We start from the raw sequence: 26,296 nt of genomic DNA on the forward strand, positions 1-26,296 counted from the left end.
ACGCAGATTTAGCAGATTTGGCGAATCTATCTTTTGGCCAAGCAAAAAAATCCGCCTAATCTGCGTGCAAAACTTAAGACCTTGTTTTATTATAAAAAAAAGGCGCAAAGAATAAAACCTTTGCGCCTTTGTAACTTTGCCTCTTTGAACCTCAAAAATCTAAAACTGGAAGTAAATAAACGGCTGTGATCCCGCCACTGCTGTTGCATAGACAATCCAATACGTAAATCCGAGAATAATTGCTTTTCCGATCAAAGGTGTTTTATCAAAAACTAATTTCATTTTGGAAGTAATAGCTTCCGGTAAGACATGCCAAACGTATCCGAAAAGCATCAATAAAAATACATTTTTGTACCCTATTATGATTGCCTGCCAATGTTCCGGCTCAAAAGTTAACTGACCAATATTATTGATAACCTGCAAGGCTGTTTCAAAATCTCTGGCACGGAAAAATATCCAACAGAAAACAACAAAGTGGAACGTAATGACGATTGAAAAGAATTTCCATAAAAATCCGGAACCTTTGCCTTCTTTTTTAGGAGGGAAGAATTCCATGAAAATTTTATGAACAGCTAATGCCAATCCGTGTAAGGCTCCCCAAACAATAAACTGCGCTCCGGCTCCGTGCCACAATCCTCCTAAAAGCATCGTGGTAAACAAATTGAAATTGGTCACCAGTGTTTGGTTTCTCTTTTTGGAAAGTAAAAAAGTCAGGCAGAAAAGCACCAATGCCCCAATTGCGATCCCTAGTGGAATGAAACTCTCATTTATGTTTGAAATTCCCCAAAGCAATAATCCGAAGAAGAATAAACTCGGGAATAAAAACCCTGCAAATGTTCCTTCACGATTTCCACCGATCGAGATATACAAAAAGTCTTTCAGCCATGTGGATAGTGAAATATGCCATCTTCTCCAGAAATCGGTTATGGAAGTTGACTTATAAGGTGTTCTAAAGTTGGCCGGAAGTTTGAATCCTAACAGCAAAGCGATCCCGATTGCCATATCCGAATATCCTGAGAAGTCGCAGTAAATCTGAATGGCATATCCGTAAGACGCCATTAAATTTTCGAACGAAGTATAATTCATCGGGGTGTCAAAAACACGATCGACGAAGTTTATAGAGATGTAATTTGAAATTACCGTTTTCTTAATCAATCCGCCAATAATCAAAAACAAAGCGTTGTTTACATCTTCTCTGGTCAGGTTTAATTTTTGATAGATCTGAGGTAAAAAATCCTTTGCTCTAACGATTGGTCCTGCCACCAACTGCGGGAAAAACGAAACGAAGAACAAATATTCGATGTAATTCTTGGTTGGTTTAATTTCTTCACGATAGATTTCGATAATATAACTCATCGACTGGAAGGTGTAAAATGAGATTCCAACCGGCAGAAAAATATCGTGCAGTTCGTAATTCCCATGAAACATATCGTTAAAGGTCACAATCATGAAATTCATGTATTTGAAATACCCCAACAATCCCAGATTCAGAATTACACTGATCACTAAATAAATTTTCTTTACACTGTCTTTTGCTTCTCTGTAAATAATCTGACTCAGGCCATAATCAACAACAGACGAAAGTAACAAGAGTAAAAAGTAAATTCCACTTGACTTGTAATAAAAGAAAAGTGAAAAGAGGATCACGTATGTTAATCTCAAATAAAATGTTTTGCGTAAAAAAGCATACACAAAATAAAAAACCAGAAATAATCCGAGGAACAAACCGGTATTAAACAGTAATTTTTCTTCAGGATTGTATATAAACCAGCTTTGAACCTGCTCCGGAGTAATCGCGCCAAAATTCTGAATGAACCAATTATTTATGCTATCTATTGTAATCAACTTAATTCTTTAATTTAAAATTATCGTATGCTTTTAAAAATGCTTCCGCAAACAAATTTCCTTGTTTTTCATATCCTTTTTTAGAATAATGAACCCAATCCGGACCTATTAATCCCGAGGACTTTAAACCACGGATTCCTTCCATCCCTCCCAGTTCATCGTATAAATCCCAAACTGCAAATCCATCTGTTTTGGCTATTTCCATAATACTTTTTGCGTAATCGCGGATATAAACATTAGGTCTTCTTGCTTTGAGTAACGAAGGAGGCGGAGTCATCACAAGGATAGAAACCTTACTATTGTGTTCTTTTACATTTTTTATAAAATCACGCAACTCCTTTATATAAGCGGAAGCTTCCATATGATCGTAGCTTTCGTTTGTTCCTAAAGAAAGAACTATAAGATCGCTATGCAATGCTTTTAACTGTTCAAAAAATAAAGGATATTTATTATAATCTGAAAACTTGGCTCCATTTACTCCAATACTGCTGTAAAGTAAACCCGGTGTATCTCTTTCTAAAACGATTCCGCTCAATTCGTACTTTGAAGCTTCTTTATTTGGAAGTAGAAAAATACGGCTCAATGTTTTTTCGGAATTGAAATAATGGGTAAACGCATCCGATTCGAGATTTAAAGGAACAAATTCTGAACTTGTAATGTTTCTGGGCTTAGTTTCGTTTGTTCGGATTTTCAATGTTCTTCCCGCCCGAATATTATTTGATTTCAGATGATTGTCTTTTCTAATATCGGCTACCGAAACATCGTATTTGTCAGCAATTGTAGAAATCGCTTCTCCTTTTTTGATCTTGTGTGTGATTACTTTTCGCTCTGTCGACTGAATCGTTTTGGTTTGAGAAGATATCGCCAAATCAAACATGTTCTGATTCTGAGGCGTAATAATTTTGATGGTATTGAAATTATACGCCGCATCTTTAACATTCAATTCAACCGCAAATCCGCCATTGTCTCTCCAAAGTGCAATTCCGCTTAAACCAACAGGAACATTTTTGACAGGATGAATGTTGCGATAACTTTCCCAGCCTCTGTTGGAACGAAACCGCTCGTTATAAGAACCGTTTGTTTTGGCCAGCTGATACGGAAAAACCAACCCGCGGCCGCCATTACCAAACTTTTGCTGTAGTTTTTTTCTAATTTCATTAGTCATTAAATCACTCTGAATATGAGAATCTCCCACATGTACCATATTGATTTTTTGACTATTTTGACTTTCGTTCGACTTCAATTTCAAAAAAAACGGCACTAAGACTTCTGCGTTATAAATCCTGTCTCCTGAAAAAGAATCAACAGTGGCTGTATCGGCTTTATGCATCATATTTTTTGTAATTGGAATTGAATCTGTCTTTGGTGTTTTATCGTTTGTTGAGAAAAAAAGACAACAAAAGAAGATAATTAATCTATTCATTTACGCTATCTGTTTTTACCGCTACGGAATCTGTATTAGTCTTCCTGGCTGCTTTCCGTTTGTTGGCATCAGCCTCTCTGTTTACTCTTAATACTTTATATTGCTCGTAACCTTTGTTCAATTGATCGTATACTAATTTACCAATAGCTTTTGCCCCACGCTGGTTAAAGTGTGTATAATCTTTATTGGCTCTGGCCGGAGATTCGTCTACCCATTTCACCATTGATCCGTCGCCTCCCATTAAGGTGTATAAATTCACAAATCCCGATTCGGTTTCAAGAGCATATCTTTTTTGCGCTCTCATTAAAGGAACAACGGCTGAATCAGTTTTCATTTCTAAATCGTATTTGGTTGATTTATCGGCTGTCGAAATGATCAGGATCGAAACTCCCGGAAAAGATTCTTTAATTTTATTCACCGCTTTGGTCATACCTCTTTGGTACCAGGAATAATTTTTGGTTCCGTAATTTAAAACGTTGGTTCCGTAATGCAGAATAACCAAATCGTATTTTAAACTGTTATTAAACCCTTGCATTACATTCGCATTAAAGGTAGAAATCGGCAAACCTGAGTTCCCTCTTTGCGAGAAGTTGTCTACATGAACCCCGTTTCCGCTATCAAAATTAAATCCATAGATTGGAATGGAATCGGCATGAATAAAATTGGCTTTGAATCCTTTTATACTTCCCGAAGTTACTTTTAAAGTATTAATCAAATTATTCGGCACAAGGCTTTTTCGCAAGGTATCTTTTCCAATAATGAAATTCACATTTCCTTTTTTAGATCCTCTGCCGTAATATAAAGTCGGACTATCTAAAGTTGTTGCGTGTTTGTTTAAACCTGCTTCGTACTGAACCCAGGTAGTATTTGATTTATCATTGGCAAAAAACACGTGCCCGTTTACACCAAATGGACTTGTTGGATGTTTCACGTTCAGATACGATTGCATTTTCCAGTTTTTGGAAGCCGAAGATTTTACCGAACCACGTGATGCCGCAGATTCTGAATTGATCGACACAAAACCAACTCCGCTTCCGCCAAAACGTTCCTGGTAATTGGCGCGAACATCCTGTACAATTAAATCACCATCGGTCATGGAATCTCCATAATAGGCAATTCTCACTTTGGCTTGCGGATTATTCTCCAGCTGGTATAATTTTTCGTAAAAAGAAATCAGGTATTGGTATCCTTTGTAGTTATCGAAAGTTTCAGACGGAAATTCGATTCCTTCCGAAGCATCGAAAACAATCTTCTCTCTCATTTCATTTTTCTCCTCTTCGGTCAGACTGTCTCCATCCTGTCCCAGAGAATCATTTGCAACTGACTCTAAAAGCAGACTATCGATTAGTACATTTTTAGAATCTACTTTACTATCCGAAAAGATCTTGTCCGGTAAGATTTGCTTAAACCCGATGAAAGCTATAAATGCCAGCGCCACAATGGCAAAAGACTGAAAGAAATAAGATTTTGTATTCACTCGTAATAATAATTTTGAAGAAAGGATTCACTAAAAATTTCATTTCAAAATTCCTGTTAATTCCTTATAAAAAAGTACGGGCAAAGATAGAATTAAACAATTAATTTCTAGGTTCTTTTTAACATTAAAATAATACAAAAAAAAGAGGCTGAACGAATCCAACCCCTTTATCAAAAAAAAATAAAAAAACAAAGCTAATGATTAACTAAATTTTAAAATGTATTGAGCATAATTTACTCTTTGCATCTTTATTGAACTATAATTTTACCCGTTTTCACCTCTTTACTTCCTGAAAGAATTTTATAAAAATAAATTCCTTTTGCATAACCTGAAGGAATGTTCCAGCTTACCACCTGATTAGGTGTTACCGTTCCTCTAAAAACTGATTTTTCGTTTCGTATTGTTTCAGAATAAACTACTATTTCAATTTCTTTATTGGTTGAGAAATTTGTTGCAAAATTTACAACTTCAGTTGTTGGGTTTGGGTAAACTGTTAAATCAGAAGAAGCAGTCTCAATATTACTTATTGTGGCCATTCTTGCAGAACTTGCTACTGGAAAAATTGTGACTGTATTACTAAAAGAAACTTTATCTTTTGAATAAACTTTTCTATAAAATTTAAGAGGCAAGCCACCTATAGAACGTTGATAATAATCAATATCAGCACCAACCATTTGCACTTCTCCTATGACTTCCCCTTCAAACTCGTTGTAAGCATAATATTCATATCTAAAATAACCTATTCCTCCAACTGGTGTACTTCCCAAAATACGATACCCTCCCAACATTACATTATCCTTATAAAGGGTAATAACATTATTGGTAATCTCTTTTGCAGGTGGTGCCGGAATAACCGTCAAGGTTACTTCGTTACTTATAGGTATATTATCAGCACTACCTTTTTTCTTTACAGCTCTCCTATATGTAGTTGTCTCCGAAAGATAACCTGGATAAATTGAATAAGATCCTTCTCCTGGCATAAGTGCCCAAATTCCGTTGCTACTTTTTTTCTCCCATACATATTCATAATCGTATTGCGACGAGGGTATAAAAATGCCTGAAATTTCGGGCGCAATACTTCCCTCATCAATATTCAAATCAGAAATTATGGTGTTTCTGTAATTATGAAAAATGGTAATCAGATTATCAAACTTTGAAGTTGGAGGATTTATAACCTGTGCCTTATAATTTACTGTAATTTTAATCATATCAGCTTCATCCTGAAAACAACTTCCATTAGTTGAAAATTTATAAGTAACCCGAGTATCAGAACTTACAGTTCTTTTGAATTTAAAAACAATGTTTGTTTCATTCTGATAGTAATCCATTATACTTCCTTTCGAATAGCTAAATATCTGAAGACCTTCCGTATTGCCACAGGACATCGTTTCAAGAACAATAGGAGCACTCTCAGCACTACCATAGAATTTCACCCGAATACTTGCTTCACCTTCAACACCAGAAGCGACATCGATCGATTTTGTTTTGGAATCATACTTTACACTACCTTGGCAGAAAACTAAATGCGTAATAAAAAACAAAAAAAGTAAAGTAATTTTTTTCATGTTAAAACAAATTAATAGGTTTAAAAAAACCACGAGTAAACTAATACCTCGTGGCTCTTATTTTTTTAAAATTATTTAAGAATTGCGTACTCTAAAGTAACATAACCTCTAATTCCTGCTTCATTTGTCATAGCCAGGAATTTAACTTTATAATAATTTCCGGCTGCATCTTTCACAACATAAAAACGATCTGCTCTTATGCTTGGTAAAGTAGTTGGTCCACCACCACTTCTCCAGTTAGAACCAATAACTCTCTGGTCTGTTTTTGAAAGTGTGAAATTTGATTCTACTACATTTGCTTTAGCAAAAGCTGCATAAGTTACATCAGCCGTAACTAAAACCTGATAAACCTGAGTTCCTGATTTTGCATTCGTTGTGATAAAATCAGAAAAACCGTAAGTCACATCACCGCTACCCATATTAAAATAGTTGGTAAATACTGTAAAGTTTAAGTCCCATTTTGCTTTTTGCGGCTCAACTGCAACTGTATTTCCTGTCGCTAAACTGAAAAATGTAAAGTTAAAATCAGCATCTTTTGCAATTACTTTTTCTGTAAATGTAGCAGAAGTTAAATCAGCGTATTGAATTTTGTATCCATTACCGTTTCTTAAGATTCTAACTTTTTTCCATCCTCTTGAATCACCATCAACACTAACTGAACCTTTTGCCGGCACTGCTGTTGAAACTTTAAATCCAAGATTCACTAAATATACTTTATTGTCTGCATCTGTTGCAGAAACTTCAGCAATAGCAGTTCCTACTCCTGCTCCTGCACCAGCTAAAACACCGGTTGGATTATCAACATATCCGTTTGATGAAGGGTTCTCACCAGCTCCAACTGAAACATTGGTGTCGATTGTTTGAGATACTGTAATATCAGATGTAGCTAATTTTTTAACAGCCATTTTAACCGATCCGTTCAAAACAACTCTAAAATCATCACCTGATGAGAATCCGAAATCCCATGATTCTCTGTTTACGGCTTTAAATTCTGCAGCACTTAAGTCAAGATAAACCTGATTTGGCTGATTAGGACCTCCAACAGTAGGCTGTAAAGTTGCCCCAACAGTTGGGATCTCAACTGGAGTATCGTCGTCACTTGAGCAAGATGCAAGTGATAAGAAAGCGAATGATAGTAATAAAAGTTTTTTCATTGTATTTATGTATTAAGTATTTAAAAATTAAGATTATATGCTAATTTAAAAAAGTAAGAACGTCCGTATGCGAGCATTAAATTCGAAGATGTTGCATGTGCCGATCCTCCACTTGTTTTACTTCGGTTTACATCGGTTACATTAAAAATGTTTCTTGCTCCGACCGTTACTTCAAATCTGTCTTTGAAGAAATTCTTTCTGATTGATGCATCAAACCAATTACTGGCAGCGATAGTAGACAGCACGTATTCTGACGCACCTTCCTCAAACTGTTGTGTTTTTCCATTGTATTTGTAATAACCCGAAATAATTGTTTTCCACTTTGGAATATTATAAGACACACTTGCATTTAAATTAAACGAATAGAGAAAATCATCGTTTGAAACATTTTTTTGATTGTCTAATCGCTGCGAAACTCCTACCAATGCAGCTCCAACATTAATCGTCAAGCTATTTAATCTGAACTGATTCGTTGTAGAAAAATTCCACATTCTGTATTTACTAATATTGATGTATTGATTTTCAGGTGTACCGGTATTTGGATTGTTCCCTATAAATACCATGTCAATTCTATCGTTAACATCCAGGTAGCTTCCCCCAATTGTATTTGATATTTGTAGTCCTGAAGGAAAAGAAGTAAACTTTTTAACACTTGTTTCATAAGAAGTACTTGTTTCCGGAATCAAGTTTTCATTTCCTGCAAAAAAGTGCCCATCGAAAATTTGATTCACATACAATTCCTCAAAATTTGGAGTTCTAAAACCGTTACCATACGATCCTCTCAACTCAACCCCTTTATCAAACAAATATCTTAATGCAACTGAAGAAGCATATTGATTTTTAAATTTAGACTGTGCCGAAAATCTCAATCCCGGTTTTATAGAAAACCGATCGGTAGCCATAATTTCTGAAGAAACAAAAAAATCATAGTTCTCTATCGTTTTATAAACCGATTCAATCACATTATTCTTTTTTTGAACAAGTGCGAATCCTTTATTGTTTACAAATTCATATCCCACCTGCAAATCAATACTTTTGTCTGAGAAAAAATTATTTAATGTCCCTGTAGAAGAAAGAACTTCCATCGACTGATCTTTCTTCTTCTCGTTCGCCCCTTCAGTTTTAGTAAACAAATAATACGTGAAATTCTCTATTTCTCGCTGTTGCTTCTGATGTGTAACAGAAACATTATACGTTAATTGTGAGAACAGCGATCCGGTTGCATTTAAATTATGAAAGTACCTGTTGGTAAAATATCTTTTATCATCAGCAGCACGATAGGATCCCAAAGCAGGATTAAAAAGAGACTGTACAGTACTATTATAAAAATCTACATCTTCATCTAAGTACTCAAATTTATAGAAGAATCGAAAATCGTCTTTTCGATACGATAACATTGCGTTTCCGTTTAACTGATCTTTTGGTAGCCAACTGTAACCTCGCATAAAATCAGTTTGAAAGTAATCCTTACCCTTTTTACCATTTAAAAAACCTTGGAAATCATTTCTATTTGCTCCTACACTTACAAACCAGTTCTCATTAAAAGTATGCGCTACACGTAAAGATTGAATATGACGTCCTTTATCAAAAAGAGCGTATTCTTTTCCAACGGTCTCCTCTTGCACTGCGGCATTAATATCCCACTTATATTTAGATGATTTTTTAGTTATAATATTAAGAACTCCGCTTACCGCATTGGCTCCGTAGCTAACTCCCATAGAACCTTCTACAATTTCAATATGATCCACATCACTTAGGTTAATCTGAGACAAATCTGTATTGTTCCCCAGACCGGCTTCATTAACTAATGGTATATTATCAACTAAAATTTTAAAGTATTGCGCATCTAATCCAAATAACGAAACGGTTGAGCGTCCGGTTGTACCACTAGGTCTAACAGTTATATTTAAGTATTGATTTAAAACGTCTGCTAAGTTATTTGCTGCTAAATTTTGTATGTCCTGATTAGAAATCACACGAACATTAAACACTGATTTTTTTATAGACTGTGGCTCAAACTGCCCGGTAACAACCACTTCAGAAAGTTTATTTACAGCCGTGGTATCTTTCTTTTGTGCAAAGGAGATTTGACAAAAAAGAAAAGCTGCAAAAAAGATAAATTTGATTTTCATTATTTTTATTCAATCTTAATAATGGCGCAAATGTATTAATTATTTTTATTTGTTCTAAATAAAATACATATATTTGCGAAAATTTAAAAACAAAATATTACGTTATGATTTCAAAAAGCCTCTATTTTTCAGCTGTTATGGCTTTGGCTTGCAGCCTTGGTTTCAGTCAGGATAAAAAACAACAAGACATCAAATCCATCAAATCTATGTGTGGTTGTTACGAAGTGAAGTTTAATTTCGCAGAAACTTTCCAATACGCTAAAGATTCTGCAACTTATAAACCATCTGAAACCAAACACGAATCTGCATTAGAATGGGTAGAGTTATTAGAAGACACTCCTAACAAAATTGTAATGCAACACTTATTAATAGTCAGCGACGATATGATCATCAAACACTGGAGACAAGACTGGTTGTATGAAAACACTGACTTATACACCTTTAATAAAGGAACTTCATGGAAATATAAAAAACTGGACAAAAAAGCGGTAAAAGGTCAATGGACGCAAAAAGTATTTCAGGTAGACGATAGTCCACGTTACGAAGGATCTTCTACATGGGTACACGTAGACGGACAAAACTACTGGGCAAACATTGCTGATGCACCACTTCCAAGAAGAGAGCAAACGAAACGTAATGACTATAATGTTTTAAAAAGAAGAAACATTCACGAAATTACAGCTACAGGATGGAATCATGAGCAGGACAATGACAAATTGGTACGTGACGACAGCGGAAAAGATGTTCTGTTAGCTCAGGAAAAAGGTTTAGACGTTTACACTAAAGTTCCGGATATTAAATGTATCGCAGCTCAAAAATGGTGGAAAGAAAACAATGCTCTTTGGAAAAACGTTCGTGACAAATGGCAAACTCTTTTTGACAGACACCAGGACTTAAACTTAGAAGCTAAAGTAGACAGAAAAGCACTTTACTCTCTTTTATTTGATTTAAAACCAACTGCTACAAAAGCAGAAAGTGATGCAATCATCAACAAATTTGTAAAATAAGAACTTCTTTTTCTACTTATATTTTAAAAGCCGATAGCGACAAACTATCGGCTTTTTTATGCATAAAAAAAACCGTCTGAAAATGAATTCAAACGGTCTACTACCTTCTATACTTAACTAGGCCATTAGCTTACTAATTCAAAACAGCATAAATCAACTAATAAAAGGTTGGTATCTTTAATCTTTATGATAGATATTTTTGGAATAATCCTCACGGAAATGCTTAAAAAAAACTCTCGAAGTGATATTAGAGTCTATAGATAAGGATATTAGAATCCTGCAATACTTTTTTTTAAAGTAGGAAAATTAATATATTATTTCATAACACACAAGCAAATACCGGACTATTTTTTCACTTTTTTCCAGATGACTAAAATCCAGTATTTTGACTATATTTTTAGGCAATACTATTATAAAAATCGACAAAAAAACAAAAGGGCCGATAGTTTTATAACTATCGGCCCTTTGTTTCATTGCATGTATAAAAACTATACTTTTTTACATAAAATATTAGTTAGCTTCTGCGCACTCAGAATAAGAAACAATATGTTTCGTTAAATCAGTCCATTTAGGCTCCGGATTTGCAGCAATTACTTTTTCACAGCTTCCCCATAATGGCACAAATTCTTTTTTATAATCTTTCTTCTTCAATAAAAATGCAGGAGAATCTTTTTTGGCAACATAATACGATTTTGCATCTCCCCCAATAAATTTAACTCCTCCTACTCCTAATGAAGTCGTTTCTTTTGCATAAGGATCACAGTATACTTTAAATTCTTTACTGAATGAAGGATTAAGCAACTGCATTAACAATTTGCTGTTTTTCTTTTTGATTTTTACATCAGCAGTTTCAAAATAAGCATATCCTTGGTTTAAGAAATCCTGGTTTAACTTATCGTCATTCCATTTTTTAAAGTCTTCAAGAAAATTTAGTCTTTTCCCTAAGTTATCCAATCCGCTTGGTGGCAAGTACATGAATTTAATGTCTTCCGGTTTTAGTTTGTGTTTTTTACCAGCTCCATCTTGTAATTTGATGAACTCAATTAAACCTTTGTCTCTGTCGATATCTTTAATAGTACCATTAATTTCGGTACCATCAGCCAAAGTGATGTAAGCAGTTTTACTGTGAGAAAATCCATAAGAAGGAGAAATCAAATCCTGCGCGTTTGCAGAACAACACACTACTAGAAACACTAGTAGTAAAAAGGAATTTTTAATCATTTGTTTTTTGGTTAATTTATTTGCCTACTCTTGCGATTTTCGGCTTCCTCGATTATTATTCTAACAGGATTTTTTTAGCTAACATCCTGTATTTAGTGATTTCACAAACTTTTTTTATAAATTATTTTCTTACCGTAAACATAACTATAAAAACGAGATTTACAAATGTTAAATTGTATTTTTCACACGAAAATTCGCCCCAAAAACCTTTACCTGTTTTTCGTATTAATTACCTTATATTTTCTAATAAGATACAATTCTCTCCGATTGCAACTTTTTAGCAATCTCACCTTTTCTACCCTCGAAAACCAATAGACTTTGTGATTTTGGATTGACATAAAAAAAGAGTCGATAATTACATTTATAATTATCGACTCTTTGTATTTTATCTTTTGTACAGCAATTACATGCGCTCCGGAACTTCGATTCCCAGCAAACTAAAAGCGGCTTTGATAACCTCAGCTACTTTTTGCGAAAGCTGCACTCTGAATACTTTTTTAGTCAAATCTACTTCTCCTAATATATGTACCGACTGATAAAAAGAATTGTACTCTTTTACCAAGTCATAAGTATAATTAGCAATCAGCGCCGGACTATGATTGTGTGCCGCATTCTGAATTACTTCCGGGAAAAGTTCAATTTGTTTTACGAGCTCTTTTTCTTTCTCGTGTAATTCTTCTGTATTTGTCTTTGCCGAAAAATCAAAATCAGCTTTACGGATTATCGATTGAATTCTGGCGTAAGTGTACTGAATAAACGGCCCTGTATTTCCAGCAAAATCAACAGATTCTTCAGGATTAAACAAAATACGTTTTTTTGGATCTACTTTTAAGATATAATATTTCAATGCCCCAAGACCAATGGTTTGGTACAATTTGGCTTTTTCTTCGGTTGAATAACTGTCCAGTTTTCCTAAATCTTCAGATATTTGTTTCGCTGTATCGGTCATATCCTGCATCAAATCATCGGCATCTACCACTGTTCCTTCACGGCTTTTCATTTTCCCTGAAGGCAAATCAACCATTCCGTATGACAAATGATACAAGCTTGAAGCCCAGTCAAAACCAAGTTTTTTCAAAATCAGAAACAGGACTTTAAAGTGATAATCCTGTTCGTTACCTACTGTATATACCATTCCGCCAACATCCGGCATATCTTTAACACGCTGAATGGCTGTCCCGATATCCTGTGTCATATACACAGCAGTTCCGTCCGAACGCAAAACAATTTTACGATCCAAACCTTCATCGGTAAGATCAATCCAAACTGAACCATCAGGATCTTTTTCAAAAACGCCTTTGTCCAGACCTACCTGAACGACATCTTTTCCTAACAGATAAGTATTGCTCTCGTAGTAGTATCTATCGAAATTAACACCCAGATTAGTATAAGTAGTAGCAAAACCATCATAAACCCATTGGTTCATCATTTTCCAAAGAGAAATTACCTCTTCATCTCCTGACTCCCATTTTTTAAGCATCTCTTGTGCCTCAATAATGATTGGAGACTGTTTTTTTGCCTCTTCCTCTGTTTTTCCGGTTTCCATTAGTTGAGAAATCTCTGCTTTGTAAGCTTTATCAAACTCAACATAGTATTTACCTACTAATTTATCTCCTTTTAGATTTGAACTTTCCGGAGTTTCACCATTACCAAACTTCTGCCAGGCCAGCATCGATTTACAAATATGAATTCCACGATCGTTGATAATTTGTGTTTTGTACACTTTTTTTCCCGATGCTTTTATAATTTCAGCTACAGAATACCCTAACAAGTTGTTACGTACGTGACCTAAGTGTAAAGGTTTATTAGTATTTGGCGAAGAATATTCGACCATGATTGCTTTATCTTCCGGACTTGGTGTTACATATCCGAACTTGGTGTTGTCTTTTATTTCATTAAAGAAATTCAAATAATAACTGTCTGCAATAACAATATTCAAAAATCCCGAAACCACATTAAAGCGTGCTACTTCGGAAACATTCTCTACCAGATAATTTCCAATTTTATTCCCCAGTTCAACAGGATTACTCTTAATTACTTTCAATAAAGGAAAAATCACCATTGTGATGTCGCCTTCAAACTCCTTTCGGGTGGTTTGAAATTCGATTTTCTCAACAGTAACATCAAATAATGCTTGTATTGCTTTTTGTATAGAAGGTGTAAGAATTTGTGATAATGACATGTAAACTTATTTTAAAGTGTGCAAATATACTGCTTATTCATCAATTACAGAAAATCAAAAACATATTAAATCGAATAAAACAATTCTAATTTCTTAAAAAAACCTCCCCTTTGAAGTGTTAAAATTATGCAAAAAACAAAACCCTAACTCATTATAAAACAGACGATCTTACGAAAGAAATATTTTTTTTCGCTTTTTCTTGTAACATATCCTTAGCAAATGAGTCTTAATAGAGACTTCAAATTAGTTTGAGGGTAAAAAACAAAAACAAGAAAACAATCATCATCAATCCATCAAAAAATCATTATTACATTATGAAACTAAAATTCTTTCTGTTTGTATTACTGGGTGTAATAACAACGGCAAATGCACAGAATTCAGGAAGTGTTTCCGGAAAAATTACTGAAAAATCAAACAGCGCTCCTATTTCTTACGCAACCATCTCGGTTAAAGAAAACGGAAAAGTAGTCGCAGGAGTTAATTCTGATGATCACGGAGATTTCTCTATCAAAAATCTGGCTTTAAAAAGTTATACTATCGAAATTCAATACATTGGATTTAGAAAATATGTAGGCTCTTTAATTTTAAGTGACAACAAAAAAACAGCAACCATTAATGTATCACTTGAAGAAGAAGCTACTCAGCTTAAAGGAGTGAACATTGTGAGCGAGCGTTCGACAATCGAGCAAAAAATTGACCGAAAAGTAATTACTGTCGGAAAAGATTTAACTACTGCCGGTGCTTCTGCCTCTGACATCATGAACAACATTCCATCTGTAAACGTAGATCAGGATGGTAAACTTTCGCTTCGCGGAAACGATAACGTTCGTGTATTGATCGACGGAAGACCTTCAAACATTGATCCTGCTCAGTTGTTGAAACAAATTCCGTCAACGTCAATCAAAAAAATTGAACTGATCACCAATCCAAGTGCGAAGTACAATCCTGAGGGAATGTCTGGTATCATCAACATCATCCTGCACAAAAATTCTAATACAGGTTTCAACGGAAGTTACAGTGGCGGAATCACTTTTGGAGAAGTAGCCAAATACAATCAGTCATTAGATTTGAACTATAAAACAGGAAAAGTAAATTTCTTTGGAAACGTAGGACAAAACTTTGGAACTTACTATAATGATGGTTTCATCAACAGATACGATCAGGACATTCGTCAAAAAATTGATGTTGTAAACGAAAATGATTCTTACCTGTATAAAATCGGAATGGATTATTTTATCAATGACCACAATACTTTATCTTTCTATACCAATCAGAACAAATCAAACGGTAAGTTTTTTGTAGATACGAATATTGATTACAGCAATGTAAGCAGCTCTGATATTGCTAACATGTTGCAAAAATCAAAATATACCGGTCCGGATAACGTAGGAACTTACAACCTGGCTTACAAACATCTCTTTAAAAAAGAAGGTCATACTTTAGATTTTGAAGCTAATTACAGTAATAATAAAGAAACTCAAAATGCCGGTTTCGACACACAAATTACTAAAAAAGACAATACGAGCGGTAACCAGTCTTATAACGATTATATTGCAGGTACTCGTAAATTGAGCACTATAAATGTTGATTACGTAAATCCGTTAAACGACAAAACGACTCTTGAAGCAGGTGCTGAGGCCAGAATTACAAAAACTAACAACGATTATATCACCGGAAATCCGGTAGCAGAGCTTCCTGTTTCCAATTATACTTATGATACTGATATTTACTCGGCTTATGTAACGTTCGGTCAGAAATACAAAAAATTCAGCTACCAATTAGGAGCTCGTTTCGAAAGCTATAAAGTAGTAGCAAATTTGAATCACGGTCTTGACAAATTCAACGATGATTATATTACGTTGTACCCTTCGGCTTATTTTACTTATAACCTGAACGAAAAAAACACTATACAGTTAAGCTACAGCCGTCGTGTAGACCGTCCGAGTTTAGAGCAGACAAAACCTATTCGTGAGTTTTCTACTCCTTTGATTACAGCATTAGGAAATTCAGATTTGAGACCTCAGTTTACAAACTCTGTTGAAGTAAACTATACTAAAACTTTAGAAAAAGGAAGTTTTACGGCAGGTGTTTTCGTAAGAAGTATCAACGATCAAATTAGCCGCGTTTTACTTCCGGACAATTCTGACCCAAGTGGTAACAAACAAATCCTGACTTATGCCAACTTTGACAGTAACACTGCTTATGGTTTTGAAGCTTCTTTCACTTATAAAATTGCAAAATGGTGGGACATTTCACCATCGATTGACTTTTCAAGCATCAACCAGCAAGGTGTAGTATTTGAATACGATCCGGTAACTCAAAAAAGTAATCCTTTGGACAGAAAAATTACGGTTGCCGCTTTTAACGGACGTATGAATTCTAACTTCAAAGTAAACAAAAGATTAAGCTTCTTATTATTCGGATTTTACAGAGGTGAAGTCCAAGGTCTTCAAAATAACAGTCATGCGATGTACAAAATGGATATGGGGTCACGCTATACTTTGTTAGACAACAAAATGAACATCAGTTTACGTTTCAACGACGTATTTAACACTATGAAATTTGCTTTCGATTCTATGTATCCTTACTCACATTCAGGACAATTTACATGGGAGAGTCAAACCGTTTATTTAGGTTTAACTTACAACTTTGGAGGTGCAAAAATCAAAAACCTGCAACGTAAACAAAGAGAAGACAATACCAATAAAGGTGGAGGCGGATTGTTCTAATCCAACTTTTACCAATCGATTTTAATAGTTTTTTAAAAGCCCGGAGTCTGCCAACTTCGGGCTTTTTTTATTGGCATTTGACAGCTTTACTTAAAAAGTTAGCCGCTCTTTATTCCTGCTGCATTTGCAATGATACCAGAAAATCCGGAGCCTCCTGTCTGTTATCTTTATAAATTCATCAAAGATTTAAAGGTCCTGATTGTTAAAATTATCACAAAATCAAAACCTAATCCACTCGTAAACAACACCTCTTAAAAAAGGTAATTTTTGCCTTACTCTTTACTGTAACATAGGATTGGAAAGATGGTCTCTAGTTAGACATTTTGAAATATTTCAAAAGAATCAATCATCAATCAAATCAATCAAATCAATCAAATGTTCATGAAATTAAAATTACTTTTATTAGTCTTACTGACTACAATGACAGCTCTTCAGGCGCAAACTTCCGGAACAGTTTCCGGAAAAATTACCGAAAAATCCAACCATGCTCCTATTTCGTATGCTACAGTTTCGCTTAAAGACAATGGAAAAATTGTCTTGGGAGTAAACACCGACGATAATGGCGATTTTACCCTTAAAAATCTGACTTTAAAAAATTACACAATCGAAATTCAATATATCGGATTTAAGAAATACACGGGATCTGTTATTTTAAGCGAAGATCGTAAAGAAGCCATTCTTAAAATTGCTCTTGAAGAAGAAGCCACACAACTTAAGGGTGTAAATATTATCAGCGAACGCTCAACCATTGAACAAAAACTGGATCGAAAAGTAATTACGGTTGGCAAAGATCTGACCACTGCCGGAGCTACAGCTTCTGAGATTATGAATAATATTCCATCTGTCAATGTAGATCAGAACGGAAAAATTTCGCTTCGCGGAAATGATAACGTGCGAGTATTGATTGACGGAAGACCCAGTAATATTGATCCGGCTCAATTGCTAAAACAAATTCCATCAACCTCTATTAAAAAAATTGAGCTGATCACCAATCCAAGTGCCAAATACAATCCGGAGGGCATGTCAGGGATCATAAACATTATTTTACTTAAAAACACCAATATAGGTTTTAATGGTAGTTACAGCGGTGGAATAACTATTGGAGAAGCTACGAAACACAATCAATCGCTGAATTTAAATTACAAAAACGGGAAAGTAAATTTTTATGGAAATGCCGGTCAAAATTTCGGGACCTATTTTTTCGACAGTTCCCTTCAAAGATTTGATCAGGATATTCGTCAACAAATAAACTTTAAATCGAATGCTGACTCTCATCTTTATAAAATTGGAATGGATTATTTCATTGACGCACAAAACACTATTTCTTTTTACACGAATCAGAGTAAATACAATCAGGATGTATTTGTTGACGCCAATATAAACTTCAACGATAATAATGCTGACATCAGCAGCATCTTGCAAAATTCCAGATATTTTGGACCTCAAAAACTGGGAACTTATAATCTGGCCTACAAACACCTCTTTAAAAAAGAAGGCCACACTTTAGATATTGAAGGAAACTTTAGTACTTACAATGCCACTCAGCAAGGAAATTTTGACACTCAAAACAGCACTCCTGATCATACGGTAAAAAAGGTAAGCCATACTGATTTAAACAAAAGCCATCGTAACTTAAATACAATCAACCTGGACTACGTTAATCCATTAAACGAAAAAACGACTCTCGAACTGGGTGCCGAAGCCAGAATCACAAAATCAGAAAATAGTTATGTCCGAACAAACCCTACTGATCTTACCGGGAATCAACCGATACATTATACTTATGATACCGATATTTATTCTGCTTATGCCACGTTTGGTCAGAAATTCAGTAAATTCAGTTATCAGTTAGGCGTTCGTTTTGAAAGTTATAAAGCAGCTGCTAATTTCAACTACGGTCAGGATAAGTTTAATGATGATTATTTAACGCTCTATCCATCGGCTTATTTTACTTATAATCTAAATACAAAAAACACCATACAATTGAGCTATAGCCGTCGTGTTGATCGTCCTAGTTTAGAGCAGACAAGACCTATTCGTGAATTTTCTACCCCACTGGTTACTACATTGGGAAATCCGGAACTAAGACCTCAATTTACCAATTCAGTAGAGCTCAATTATACTAAAACCTTAGAAAAAGGAAGTTTTACTTTTGGAGTTTACGTCAGAAGTATCAACGATCAGATCAGCAGAGTAACATATCCGGACGAGACAGATACCGCCGGTAATAAAATAATTGAATCATATACCAACTTTAATCGTAATACTGCCTACGGATTTGAAGCTTCTTTTAATTACAAAATCACAAAATGGTGGAACATCTCTCCGTCTATCGACTTTTCAAGCATTGATCAACAGGGAATTGTTTTTTCATTAAACCCAACAACAAATATAGGAATACCTCTTGAGCGAAAAATTACGGTTTCGGCTTTAAACAGCCGTATCAGTTCTAATTTTAAAGTGAACCAGCGTATGAGCTTTTTACTATTCGGATTTTACAGCGGTCCAACTGATGGCCTGCAAAGCAACAGTCATGAAATGTACAAAATAGATGCAGGCGCCCGTTATACTTTGCTAAACGACAAAATGAATATAAGCCTTCGTTTTAACGATATTTTCGACACCATGAAATATTCTTTTGACGCGCAATATCCTTATCCGCACACAGGACAGAATACCTGGGAAAACCAAACCGTTTATTTAGGTCTGACTTATAATTTTGGAGGAGCAAAAATCACTGGTATGAACCGTAAAACAAGAGAAGAAAATAATATCGGGAGCAGCAGTGGAGTCCTTTAATACCTTTTTCATCACTAAAGTTTAATTATTCAATTGAAAATAAAAAGTCCGGAATTAATAAATTCCGGACTTTTTTGTTGAGTTTTATTTTCTGTTAACTTAATTGATTTGACTCTTCGATTGGTCGAATAATAAGCAGATTAGGCATACAGGTTACAATTACCCGTTCATCAAATTCGAAGCCAAGTTTCTGCAGCCAGTTTCCGCAGAGTTTGATCTCAGGAACTTTTTTCTGACTGTATTCATTAAATCTCATTTTGGGTTGGATTTTCAGACTGCGCACATCCGGGCGCCTGATTGTTTGTCTCTTGTTGGTTCGCATAACATTGAGTTTTTTAAAAAGAGGCCTGACGATGCTGCGAACCAACAAGAGGACTTGTATAGCACGGGACTTGCACACGCTCTCCACCAGGCTTTATCTTCGATTTTTAAAATTGATAAATTAATCATGAAATTTCTCTTATATTGATTCGCGATTCAAACATAAGATAATTCTTTCAAAAAAAATACTATTTAAAAAATCATTTTAATCTATATCATCTGTGGCATCAAGAAAAATGCCTAATATTCATTAGAACTCAGCTTTTATTTTTTGTATTTCATCTGCATCTGCAATCTCTATACCACCTGTAATGGCAGAAGAGTGATAAAAAGTAGGCTGTAATTTTTCTTGTAGCAGTTTAATATTTGAAGATCGCAAACCGCCGCCGGGCATGATTACGATTCGGTCTCCCGCTAATTTCTGAATCAGTTCTAAATCCAAAATTCCTTCTTCAACATTTTTTCCTCTTCCCGAAGTGAGTATCGTTTGAAAACCACATTCGATTACCTCTTCCAGCCCTTTTTCGATTGAATCAACCACATCAAAAGCACGATGAAAAGTACACGAAAGCGGACTGGCTAGTTTTACCAATTCCAAATTCTGTTCTTTGTTTACACTCCCATCCTGATTTAGAATTCCGAAAACAAAACCATCAACTCCCAATTCTTTCAGTTGTTTTATGTCCTGTTTCATTTCTGTAAACTCTTCCCCCGTATAAACAAAATCACCGCCACGAGGTCTGATGATCACATGCATTTTTATGGTTAGTTTTTCCCGTACTCTTTTTGCTGTTTCTAAATTTGGTGTTGTCCCGCCAAGCAGCATATTGTCACATAATTCTATTCTGTCTGCACCGCTTTCCTGTGCAATTATTGCCGATTCGTAATTGAAACAGGCTATTTCCAGTTGATTTCTTTTCATTAGATTGATTTAAAGAATGCATCGGCTTCAATCAGCACAATGCTCCTGAACAAAAATAGGAATTAAAATTGGAATGTGGAGGGGGCTTCGACTTCGCTCAGCCTGACAATACTTCAACTTCGCTTAGCAGGACAATACTTCGATTTCGCTGAGCCGGACATTGCCACTAAAACAAAACCCGAGTGTCACCCTGAGCGGAGTCGAAGGCTCACAAACCGTAAAGACTTCGACTTCGCTCAGTCGGATGGTGATCGCAAAAGTTACAAACATAGTCCTAGTGTCACCCTGAGCGGAGTCGAAGGCTTATTTACACTATGACTTCTTATTAACGTAATTCATATGACTCGTTTCATTTAAGCATTCAGCCAGCTGTTTCAAATCATCCCATTTATCATTTATAATGGCTTCTTTCTTTTTTCGACTCCAGCCTTTTACTTGTTTTTCGAATGAAATAGCCTGAAGAACATCATTAAAATCAGTATAAAAAACCAGCTCTAAAGGTCTTCTATTAAAAGTATAACAACTCTTATTTAAAGCCGATTGATGCTCGTTCAATCTTCTTTCAATATTATTTGCAACTCCGGTGTAATAACTATTATCAGAACATTTCAGGATATAAACATAATACAATTTCATAATATATTTCTTTTAACTAAAAGTAAGAAAAATCTTTTAAAAAAAATATACTTATAATATAACTGATTTTCCTATTGGAACGGGGGGCTTCGACTCCGCTCAGCCGGACAATGCTTTGGATTTGCTTAACTGGACAGTGATCACAAAAGTTACAAACAAAACCCTAATGTCATCCTGAGCGGAGTGGAAGGCATATAAACAGCAAAGGCTTCAACTTTGCTTAGCCGGACAATACAAAGCACAAAAAAACCTGCTCTAAAAAAGAGCAGGTTATGAAATATAATGCAAGATGAATTAATTTACCATTTAATGATTGCACTTGCCCAGGTAAAACCGCTACCAAAAGCAGCCAGTACCACTGTATCTCCGGATTTGATTTTTCCTTGTTCCCAAGCTTCAGTCAGAGCAATCGGAATAGAGGCTGCTGTGGTATTTCCGTATTTCTGAATATTATTGTGTACCTGATCGTCACTCAATTTGAATTTGTTTTGAATGAATTGTGAAATTCTTAAATTCGCCTGATGAGGAATCAACATATCAATATCTGAAACCTGCAAACCATTTGCTTCTAATCCTTCATTGATTACTTCAGCAAAACGAACCACGGCATTTTTAAATACAAACTGTCCATTCATATAAGGATAGTAACTCTCATCGTTCGGATCATTATCAGCTATAATATCGGTTACCCAACGTGCTCCCATTCCCGGTGCCTGCAAAGCCAATTCTTCGGCATGCTGTCCTTCTGAATGTAAATGTGTCGATAAGATTCCTTTGGTCAAATCTTCTTCACGGCTTACAACTGCCGCTCCTGCTCCATCTCCAAAAATTACCGAAACTCCACGACCACGAGTAGTCATGTCTAGTCCTGTTGAATGTACTTCGGAACCAATAACAAGGATGTTTTTGTACATTCCGGTTTTGATGTACTGATCGGCAACCGACAATGCATAAACAAAACCTGAACATTGATTTCTAACATCAAGTGCTCCTACAGTGCGTAATCCTAAATCACGCTGTACCAAAACTCCAGGTCCTGGAAAATAATAATCCGGACTTAAGGTAGCAAAAACTACAAAATCAATATCTTCTTTGGCTACGCCAGAACGTTCTATAGCAATTTTAGCTGCTTTTACACCCATTGTAGTTGTGGTATCTTCTCCACGAATAATATGTCTACGCTCCTGAATTCCAGTTCTCTCCTGAATCCATTCATCATTGGTATCAATTATCTTAGACAAATCATCGTTGGTCACAACATTTGAAGGGACATAATATCCTAAGCCCGCTATTTTTGAATGATACATATTGTTTTATTATTTGTTAAAAAATTGTAATGCAAATTTAAGTATACTTTAAAACATTAACGTCCAAATTAGTATTTTTTTCGTAATTGACAATTCAATATACTTTAATTATAAATAGGATTCTGACAGTTTATATTCTGAAAAAACAGTTTTCGCCTGAAAAATGTGAAAAGTATCAAAAATAACATATAGAATGTAACAAGTTTGAAGTATTTTAGTCAAACATATAGGAATACCAAACTCTAAACTCCTAAAATTCAAATTATGAAATTAAAGGTTACATTACTGCTATTTCTTAACATTGGCTTTTTTGCCTTTGCACAGGAAAATCTCACTTACCAAAAACCATCAAAATCTATCTTAGATTTAGCCGATTACGAAAAAGCTCCTACAGTATCGATGGATACTAAAAAAGAGAATATGCTATTAATGTACAGGAGTACATATAAAACACTCGATGATTTGAACCAGGACGAACTTCGCTTAGGAGGTTTAAGAATTAATCCGGTCACAAACATTTCCAGCTCTGTAACTTATACAACGAATCTAAAGCTAAGAAAAATTAGTGGTAAGGAAGAAGTTCAGGTTTCAGGATTACCTCAAAATCCAAAAATAAGCAACATCCTTTGGTCTCCAAATGATAAAAAAATACTGTTCTCTCACACCACAAGTTCCGGTGTTGAACTTTGGTTTCTGGATGTTGAAACTGCAAAAGCAACAAAACTTACCGAGGCAACTGTTAATGCCAATTTAGGAAATCCGTTTAGCTGGTTCTTAGACAATGAGACTATTTTGGTAAAAATGCTTCCAAAAAACAGAAAACCATTGTTAGATCCTAAAAATGATTTACCAACTGGTCCAATTATCTCTAATACGGCAGGAACAAAATCTCAAAACAGAACATTTCCTGATATGTTGAAAAATCAAAATGACGAAATTAATTTTGAAAACATTACCACTTCTGAACTTTACAAAGTTAACCTTAACGGAAATGCTACATTGTTTAAAGAAGCTGCAATGTATTACGGAGAAAGGATTTCGCCAGACGGTAATTATATTATGCTGACAACAATTCAAAAACCATTTTCTTATGTAGTTCCTTTATACCGATTCCCATCCCGAACTATTGTTTATGATGCAAGAGGAAAAGAAATTAAAATAGTGAATGAAGTTCCGTTAAACGAAATAATACCAAAAGGTTTTATGGCTGTTCGAAAAGGAAAAAGAGAAATGGCATGGAGAAATGATAAACCGGCAACCTTATCTTATGTTGTGGCTTTAGACGAGGGTGATCCTGCTAATAAAGTTGATTTTAGAGATGAAGTTTTTCTTTGGAATGCTCCTTTTACAAGTGACGCGACTTCTTTAGTAAAAGTACCACAACGTTACGACGATATTATTTGGGGTAATGATAATACCGCTTTTCTAACGGACCAATGGTACGACACCCGTAATACTAAAACCTACCTGATCAATCCGGCAAACCCAGCTCAACAGCCAAAAGTAATTACAGACAGAAACCAACAAGATGTTTACTCAGATCCGGGAGTTTTCGAAACCAGAAAAAACGAATACAACAAATATGTTCTGGCGATTGAGAAAGACAATGCTTATCGTATTGGAGAAGGATACACCAAAGAAGGACAATTCCCTTTTATTGATGAATTCAATCTAAAAACATTACAATCCAAGCGTATTTACACTTCTCCATATAAAGACAAAAAAGAAGATTTACTTGAAATTGAAGATTTTAAATCAGGAAAAGTTTTAGTACAAATTCAGTCTAAGAGTGAATATCCGAATTACTACTTCAGAAATATCAAAAAACAAAACAGCTTAACACCAATTACTTCTTTCAAAAATCCGTTTGAAAGTATTAAAAATGTAAGCAAAGAAGTGATCAAATACAAGCGTAAGGATGGTGTTGAACTTTCAGGAACTTTATACTTACCGGCAGGTTATGATAAAGTGAAAAAAGAAAAATTACCTTTATTAATCTGGGCTTATCCAGCTGAATACAAAGACAGAAACAGCGCTGGGCAATCGACTCAAAATTCAAATGAATTTACAACTCCTTATTACGGATCGTTCGTGTACTGGGTAACCAAAGGATATGTTGTTCTTGATGATGCTGCTTTCCCAATTATTGGTGAAGGAACGACTGAACCTAACGATAACTTTATGCCACAATTGGTAGCCAATGCAGAAGCTGCTATTGATGCTGTTGATGCTTTAGGATACATTAACCGTAAAAAAGTAGCTATTGGAGGTCACTCTTATGGCGCTTTTATGACTGCTAATTTACTAACACACTCAAACCTTTTCGCTTGTGGAATTGCCCGAAGCGGTGCTTATAACAGAACGCTGACTCCTTTTGGATTCCAAACAGAACAACGTAATTATTGGGAGGTTCCGGATGTCTATACTAAAATGTCTCCTTTTATGAATGCCGACAAAATGAAAACACCTCTTTTGTTAGTTCATGGTGAGGCCGATAATAATCCGGGAACTTTTACTTTACAAACAGAGCGTTACTATCAGGCTTTGAAAGGCTTAGGAGCGACTGCAAGAATGGTTATCCTACCGAAAGAAGCACATAGTTATGTTGCCAAAGAAAACATTTTTCACTTGCTTTGGGAACAAGATCAGTTTTTAGAAAAATATCTTAAAAACTAAATCAATCTATAAAAAAACAAACCGGACAGGTTTTTGAAACCTGTCCGGTTTAATAATAAAAAAAGCCCTAAACTTAACTCGTAAGTTTAGGGCTATTATTTTATAGATAGTTCAAACCTGAAACGGCTTATTCTGATTCAAATTCTTTCTGTTACGGATTATCTTCCCTGTATAAGATCCTTCCTATTCTACCATTTGATCCCAGTGCCCGGCCTTTCACTAACCATGATATACTAAAGCTAATAAATGCACAAGTTTCACTGATGAGCATGGCTTGCTTTACATGCCAATGCCGTATTAAAGGCAATAAAACGACAAAACTTAATACCATCAATGACCCACATACAATGTAGAGGTAATTCTCATTTAAAAAATGAATAGGGATTTTTTTATTTTCCTGCTGCCCTATTGTAAATACAAAAATAGAAATTATAGCCAGACAAGTAAAAGCTATTACAGCGAGATAATTGTGCATCTGACTTAAAAACGGCAGATCAGTCGGAATAAGAGAATAAATCTTTATTTTGCCATGAGTCGGATTAGTAGGAAATAGCGCTACTAAAAGAAATGCAATCCCTGCAAGATTAGAAAGAAAATTGTCATTTTTCCAGAATTTCCACCATACAGAACTTCCAAATCCTTTGTATGTAATTAAAAAAAGTGCCAGAACACTGAGACTACAAGTAAATACGTCTCTTAAGTTTGTGTAGTAATATGCACTAAAAGATACCTGAAGAGTTAGATAATTTGGGCCACTCAATAAGGACGCAGTTATAAACGTCAATGGTAAAAAACCAGCCAGAACTCCAATCGCTTTTCGCAATCTCAGATAACTAATCCTTTCTATTTTAGAACTATCGGTTCTTTGATTAAAAATCATGATCAAAATATTAAAATTAC

At 35.1% G+C, this 26,296-nt stretch carries 17 protein-coding genes; 4 read left to right on the top strand and 13 right to left on the bottom strand.

The window, feature by feature from the left end:
• Positions 1-159: 159 nt before the first annotated feature.
• The 6 genes from ACAM30_RS04445 to ACAM30_RS04470 all read right to left on the bottom strand — a co-directional run bounded on the left by ACAM30_RS04445 (position 160) and on the right by ACAM30_RS04470 (position 9,596).
• A complete protein-coding gene (locus ACAM30_RS04445) occupies positions 160-1,845 on the bottom strand; it encodes an MBOAT family protein (protein WP_369617411.1) in 1,686 nt (561 codons plus the stop codon).
• Between the two features lies 1 nt (position 1,846).
• Positions 1,847-3,178 (bottom strand): GDSL-type esterase/lipase family protein, encoded by a 1,332-nt coding sequence (locus tag ACAM30_RS04450; RefSeq protein ID WP_369617412.1) that lies wholly within the window; start codon positions 3,176-3,178, stop codon positions 1,847-1,849.
• An 82-nt stretch (positions 3,179-3,260) separates the two neighbouring features.
• Entirely contained in the window at positions 3,261-4,745 is a 1,485-nt protein-coding gene (locus ACAM30_RS04455; protein WP_369617413.1) for an SGNH/GDSL hydrolase family protein, read from the bottom strand.
• 248 nt (positions 4,746-4,993) lie between these two features.
• The gene (locus tag ACAM30_RS04460) at positions 4,994-6,310 is read right to left on the bottom strand and encodes a T9SS type A sorting domain-containing protein (RefSeq protein ID WP_369617414.1); all 1,317 of its coding nucleotides are present in this window, start codon (positions 6,308-6,310) and stop codon (positions 4,994-4,996) included.
• Between the two features lie 71 nt (positions 6,311-6,381).
• Positions 6,382-7,464, bottom strand: a complete 1,083-nt coding sequence (locus ACAM30_RS04465) for an HmuY family protein (protein ID WP_369617415.1) — start codon at positions 7,462-7,464, stop codon at positions 6,382-6,384.
• Between the two features lie 20 nt (positions 7,465-7,484).
• Positions 7,485-9,596 (bottom strand): TonB-dependent receptor plug domain-containing protein, encoded by a 2,112-nt coding sequence (locus tag ACAM30_RS04470; RefSeq protein ID WP_369617416.1) that lies wholly within the window; start codon positions 9,594-9,596, stop codon positions 7,485-7,487.
• A 104-nt stretch (positions 9,597-9,700) separates the two neighbouring features.
• Between ACAM30_RS04470 and ACAM30_RS04475 the strand changes: the two genes are divergently transcribed.
• Positions 9,701-10,603: a DUF6607 family protein gene (locus ACAM30_RS04475; RefSeq protein WP_369617417.1), complete on the top strand. Its 903-nt coding sequence runs from the start codon at positions 9,701-9,703 to the stop codon at positions 10,601-10,603.
• A 510-nt stretch (positions 10,604-11,113) separates the two neighbouring features.
• On the opposite strand, the gene ACAM30_RS04480 is transcribed toward ACAM30_RS04475, so the two are convergent.
• Both ACAM30_RS04480 and argS read right to left on the bottom strand, forming a co-directional pair.
• Positions 11,114-11,824, bottom strand: coding sequence for a hypothetical protein (locus ACAM30_RS04480; protein ID WP_369617418.1), 711 nt, complete (start codon positions 11,822-11,824; stop codon positions 11,114-11,116).
• 403 nt (positions 11,825-12,227) lie between these two features.
• On the bottom strand, positions 12,228-14,006 hold the full coding sequence (gene argS / locus ACAM30_RS04485) for an arginine--tRNA ligase (protein ID WP_369617419.1): 1,779 nt from the start codon (positions 14,004-14,006) through the stop codon (positions 12,228-12,230).
• Positions 14,007-14,320: 314 nt separating this feature from the next.
• Between argS and ACAM30_RS04490 the strand changes: the two genes are divergently transcribed.
• Both ACAM30_RS04490 and ACAM30_RS04495 read left to right on the top strand, forming a co-directional pair.
• Positions 14,321-16,735, top strand: coding sequence for a TonB-dependent receptor (locus ACAM30_RS04490; protein ID WP_369617420.1), 2,415 nt, complete (start codon positions 14,321-14,323; stop codon positions 16,733-16,735).
• A 381-nt stretch (positions 16,736-17,116) separates the two neighbouring features.
• On the top strand, positions 17,117-19,534 hold the full coding sequence (locus ACAM30_RS04495) for a TonB-dependent receptor (RefSeq protein ID WP_369617421.1): 2,418 nt from the start codon (positions 17,117-17,119) through the stop codon (positions 19,532-19,534).
• A 94-nt stretch (positions 19,535-19,628) separates the two neighbouring features.
• On the opposite strand, the gene ACAM30_RS04500 is transcribed toward ACAM30_RS04495, so the two are convergent.
• The 4 genes from ACAM30_RS04500 to ACAM30_RS04515 form a co-directional block, all read right to left on the bottom strand.
• On the bottom strand, positions 19,629-19,856 hold the full coding sequence (locus ACAM30_RS04500; RefSeq protein WP_369617422.1) for a SymE family type I addiction module toxin: 228 nt from the start codon (positions 19,854-19,856) through the stop codon (positions 19,629-19,631).
• Positions 19,857-20,105: 249 nt separating this feature from the next.
• Positions 20,106-20,777: a copper homeostasis protein CutC gene (locus ACAM30_RS04505; RefSeq protein ID WP_369617423.1), complete on the bottom strand. Its 672-nt coding sequence runs from the start codon at positions 20,775-20,777 to the stop codon at positions 20,106-20,108.
• Between the two features lie 312 nt (positions 20,778-21,089).
• Entirely contained in the window at positions 21,090-21,413 is a 324-nt protein-coding gene (locus tag ACAM30_RS04510) for a GIY-YIG nuclease family protein (RefSeq protein ID WP_369617424.1), read from the bottom strand.
• 299 nt (positions 21,414-21,712) lie between these two features.
• A complete protein-coding gene (locus ACAM30_RS04515) occupies positions 21,713-22,720 on the bottom strand; it encodes a 3-oxoacyl-ACP synthase III family protein (protein ID WP_017494896.1) in 1,008 nt (335 codons plus the stop codon).
• 264 nt (positions 22,721-22,984) lie between these two features.
• Between ACAM30_RS04515 and ACAM30_RS04520 the strand changes: the two genes are divergently transcribed.
• Positions 22,985-25,396: a prolyl oligopeptidase family serine peptidase gene (locus tag ACAM30_RS04520; protein WP_369617425.1), complete on the top strand. Its 2,412-nt coding sequence runs from the start codon at positions 22,985-22,987 to the stop codon at positions 25,394-25,396.
• 151 nt (positions 25,397-25,547) lie between these two features.
• Here the strand turns inward: ACAM30_RS04520 and ACAM30_RS04525 are convergent, their stop codons facing one another.
• Positions 25,548-26,276: a hypothetical protein gene (locus tag ACAM30_RS04525; protein ID WP_369617426.1), complete on the bottom strand. Its 729-nt coding sequence runs from the start codon at positions 26,274-26,276 to the stop codon at positions 25,548-25,550.
• Positions 26,277-26,296 lie beyond the last annotated feature (20 nt).

This window comes from Flavobacterium sp. CFS9 (assembly GCF_041154745.1).
In the GTDB taxonomy this organism is placed as follows: domain Bacteria; phylum Bacteroidota; class Bacteroidia; order Flavobacteriales; family Flavobacteriaceae; genus Flavobacterium.

What these genes read in the sequence shown, in the direction of transcription:
- ACAM30_RS04450 (WP_369617412.1), bottom strand. Translation starts at nt 3,178, where the DNA reads ATGATGCATAAAGCCGATACAGCCACTGTTGATTCTTTTTCAGGAGAC.
- ACAM30_RS04460 (WP_369617414.1), bottom strand. Translation starts at nt 6,310, where the DNA reads ATGAAAAAAATTACTTTACTTTTTTTGTTTTTTATTACGCATTTAGTT.
- ACAM30_RS04465 (WP_369617415.1), bottom strand. Translation starts at nt 7,464, where the DNA reads ATGAAAAAACTTTTATTACTATCATTCGCTTTCTTATCACTTGCATCT.
- ACAM30_RS04470 (WP_369617416.1), bottom strand. Translation starts at nt 9,596, where the DNA reads ATGAAAATCAAATTTATCTTTTTTGCAGCTTTTCTTTTTTGTCAAATC.
- ACAM30_RS04475 (WP_369617417.1), top strand. Translation starts at nt 9,701, where the DNA reads ATGATTTCAAAAAGCCTCTATTTTTCAGCTGTTATGGCTTTGGCTTGC.
- ACAM30_RS04480 (WP_369617418.1), bottom strand. Translation starts at nt 11,824, where the DNA reads ATGATTAAAAATTCCTTTTTACTACTAGTGTTTCTAGTAGTGTGTTGT.
- argS (WP_369617419.1), bottom strand. Translation starts at nt 14,006, where the DNA reads ATGTCATTATCACAAATTCTTACACCTTCTATACAAAAAGCAATACAA.
- ACAM30_RS04490 (WP_369617420.1), top strand. Translation starts at nt 14,321, where the DNA reads ATGAAACTAAAATTCTTTCTGTTTGTATTACTGGGTGTAATAACAACG.
- ACAM30_RS04495 (WP_369617421.1), top strand. Translation starts at nt 17,117, where the DNA reads ATGAAATTAAAATTACTTTTATTAGTCTTACTGACTACAATGACAGCT.
- ACAM30_RS04500 (WP_369617422.1), bottom strand. Translation starts at nt 19,856, where the DNA reads ATGCGAACCAACAAGAGACAAACAATCAGGCGCCCGGATGTGCGCAGT.
- ACAM30_RS04505 (WP_369617423.1), bottom strand. Translation starts at nt 20,777, where the DNA reads ATGAAAAGAAATCAACTGGAAATAGCCTGTTTCAATTACGAATCGGCA.
- ACAM30_RS04510 (WP_369617424.1), bottom strand. Translation starts at nt 21,413, where the DNA reads ATGAAATTGTATTATGTTTATATCCTGAAATGTTCTGATAATAGTTAT.
- ACAM30_RS04515 (WP_017494896.1), bottom strand. Translation starts at nt 22,720, where the DNA reads ATGTATCATTCAAAAATAGCGGGCTTAGGATATTATGTCCCTTCAAAT.
- ACAM30_RS04520 (WP_369617425.1), top strand. Translation starts at nt 22,985, where the DNA reads ATGAAATTAAAGGTTACATTACTGCTATTTCTTAACATTGGCTTTTTT.
- ACAM30_RS04525 (WP_369617426.1), bottom strand. Translation starts at nt 26,276, where the DNA reads ATGATTTTTAATCAAAGAACCGATAGTTCTAAAATAGAAAGGATTAGT.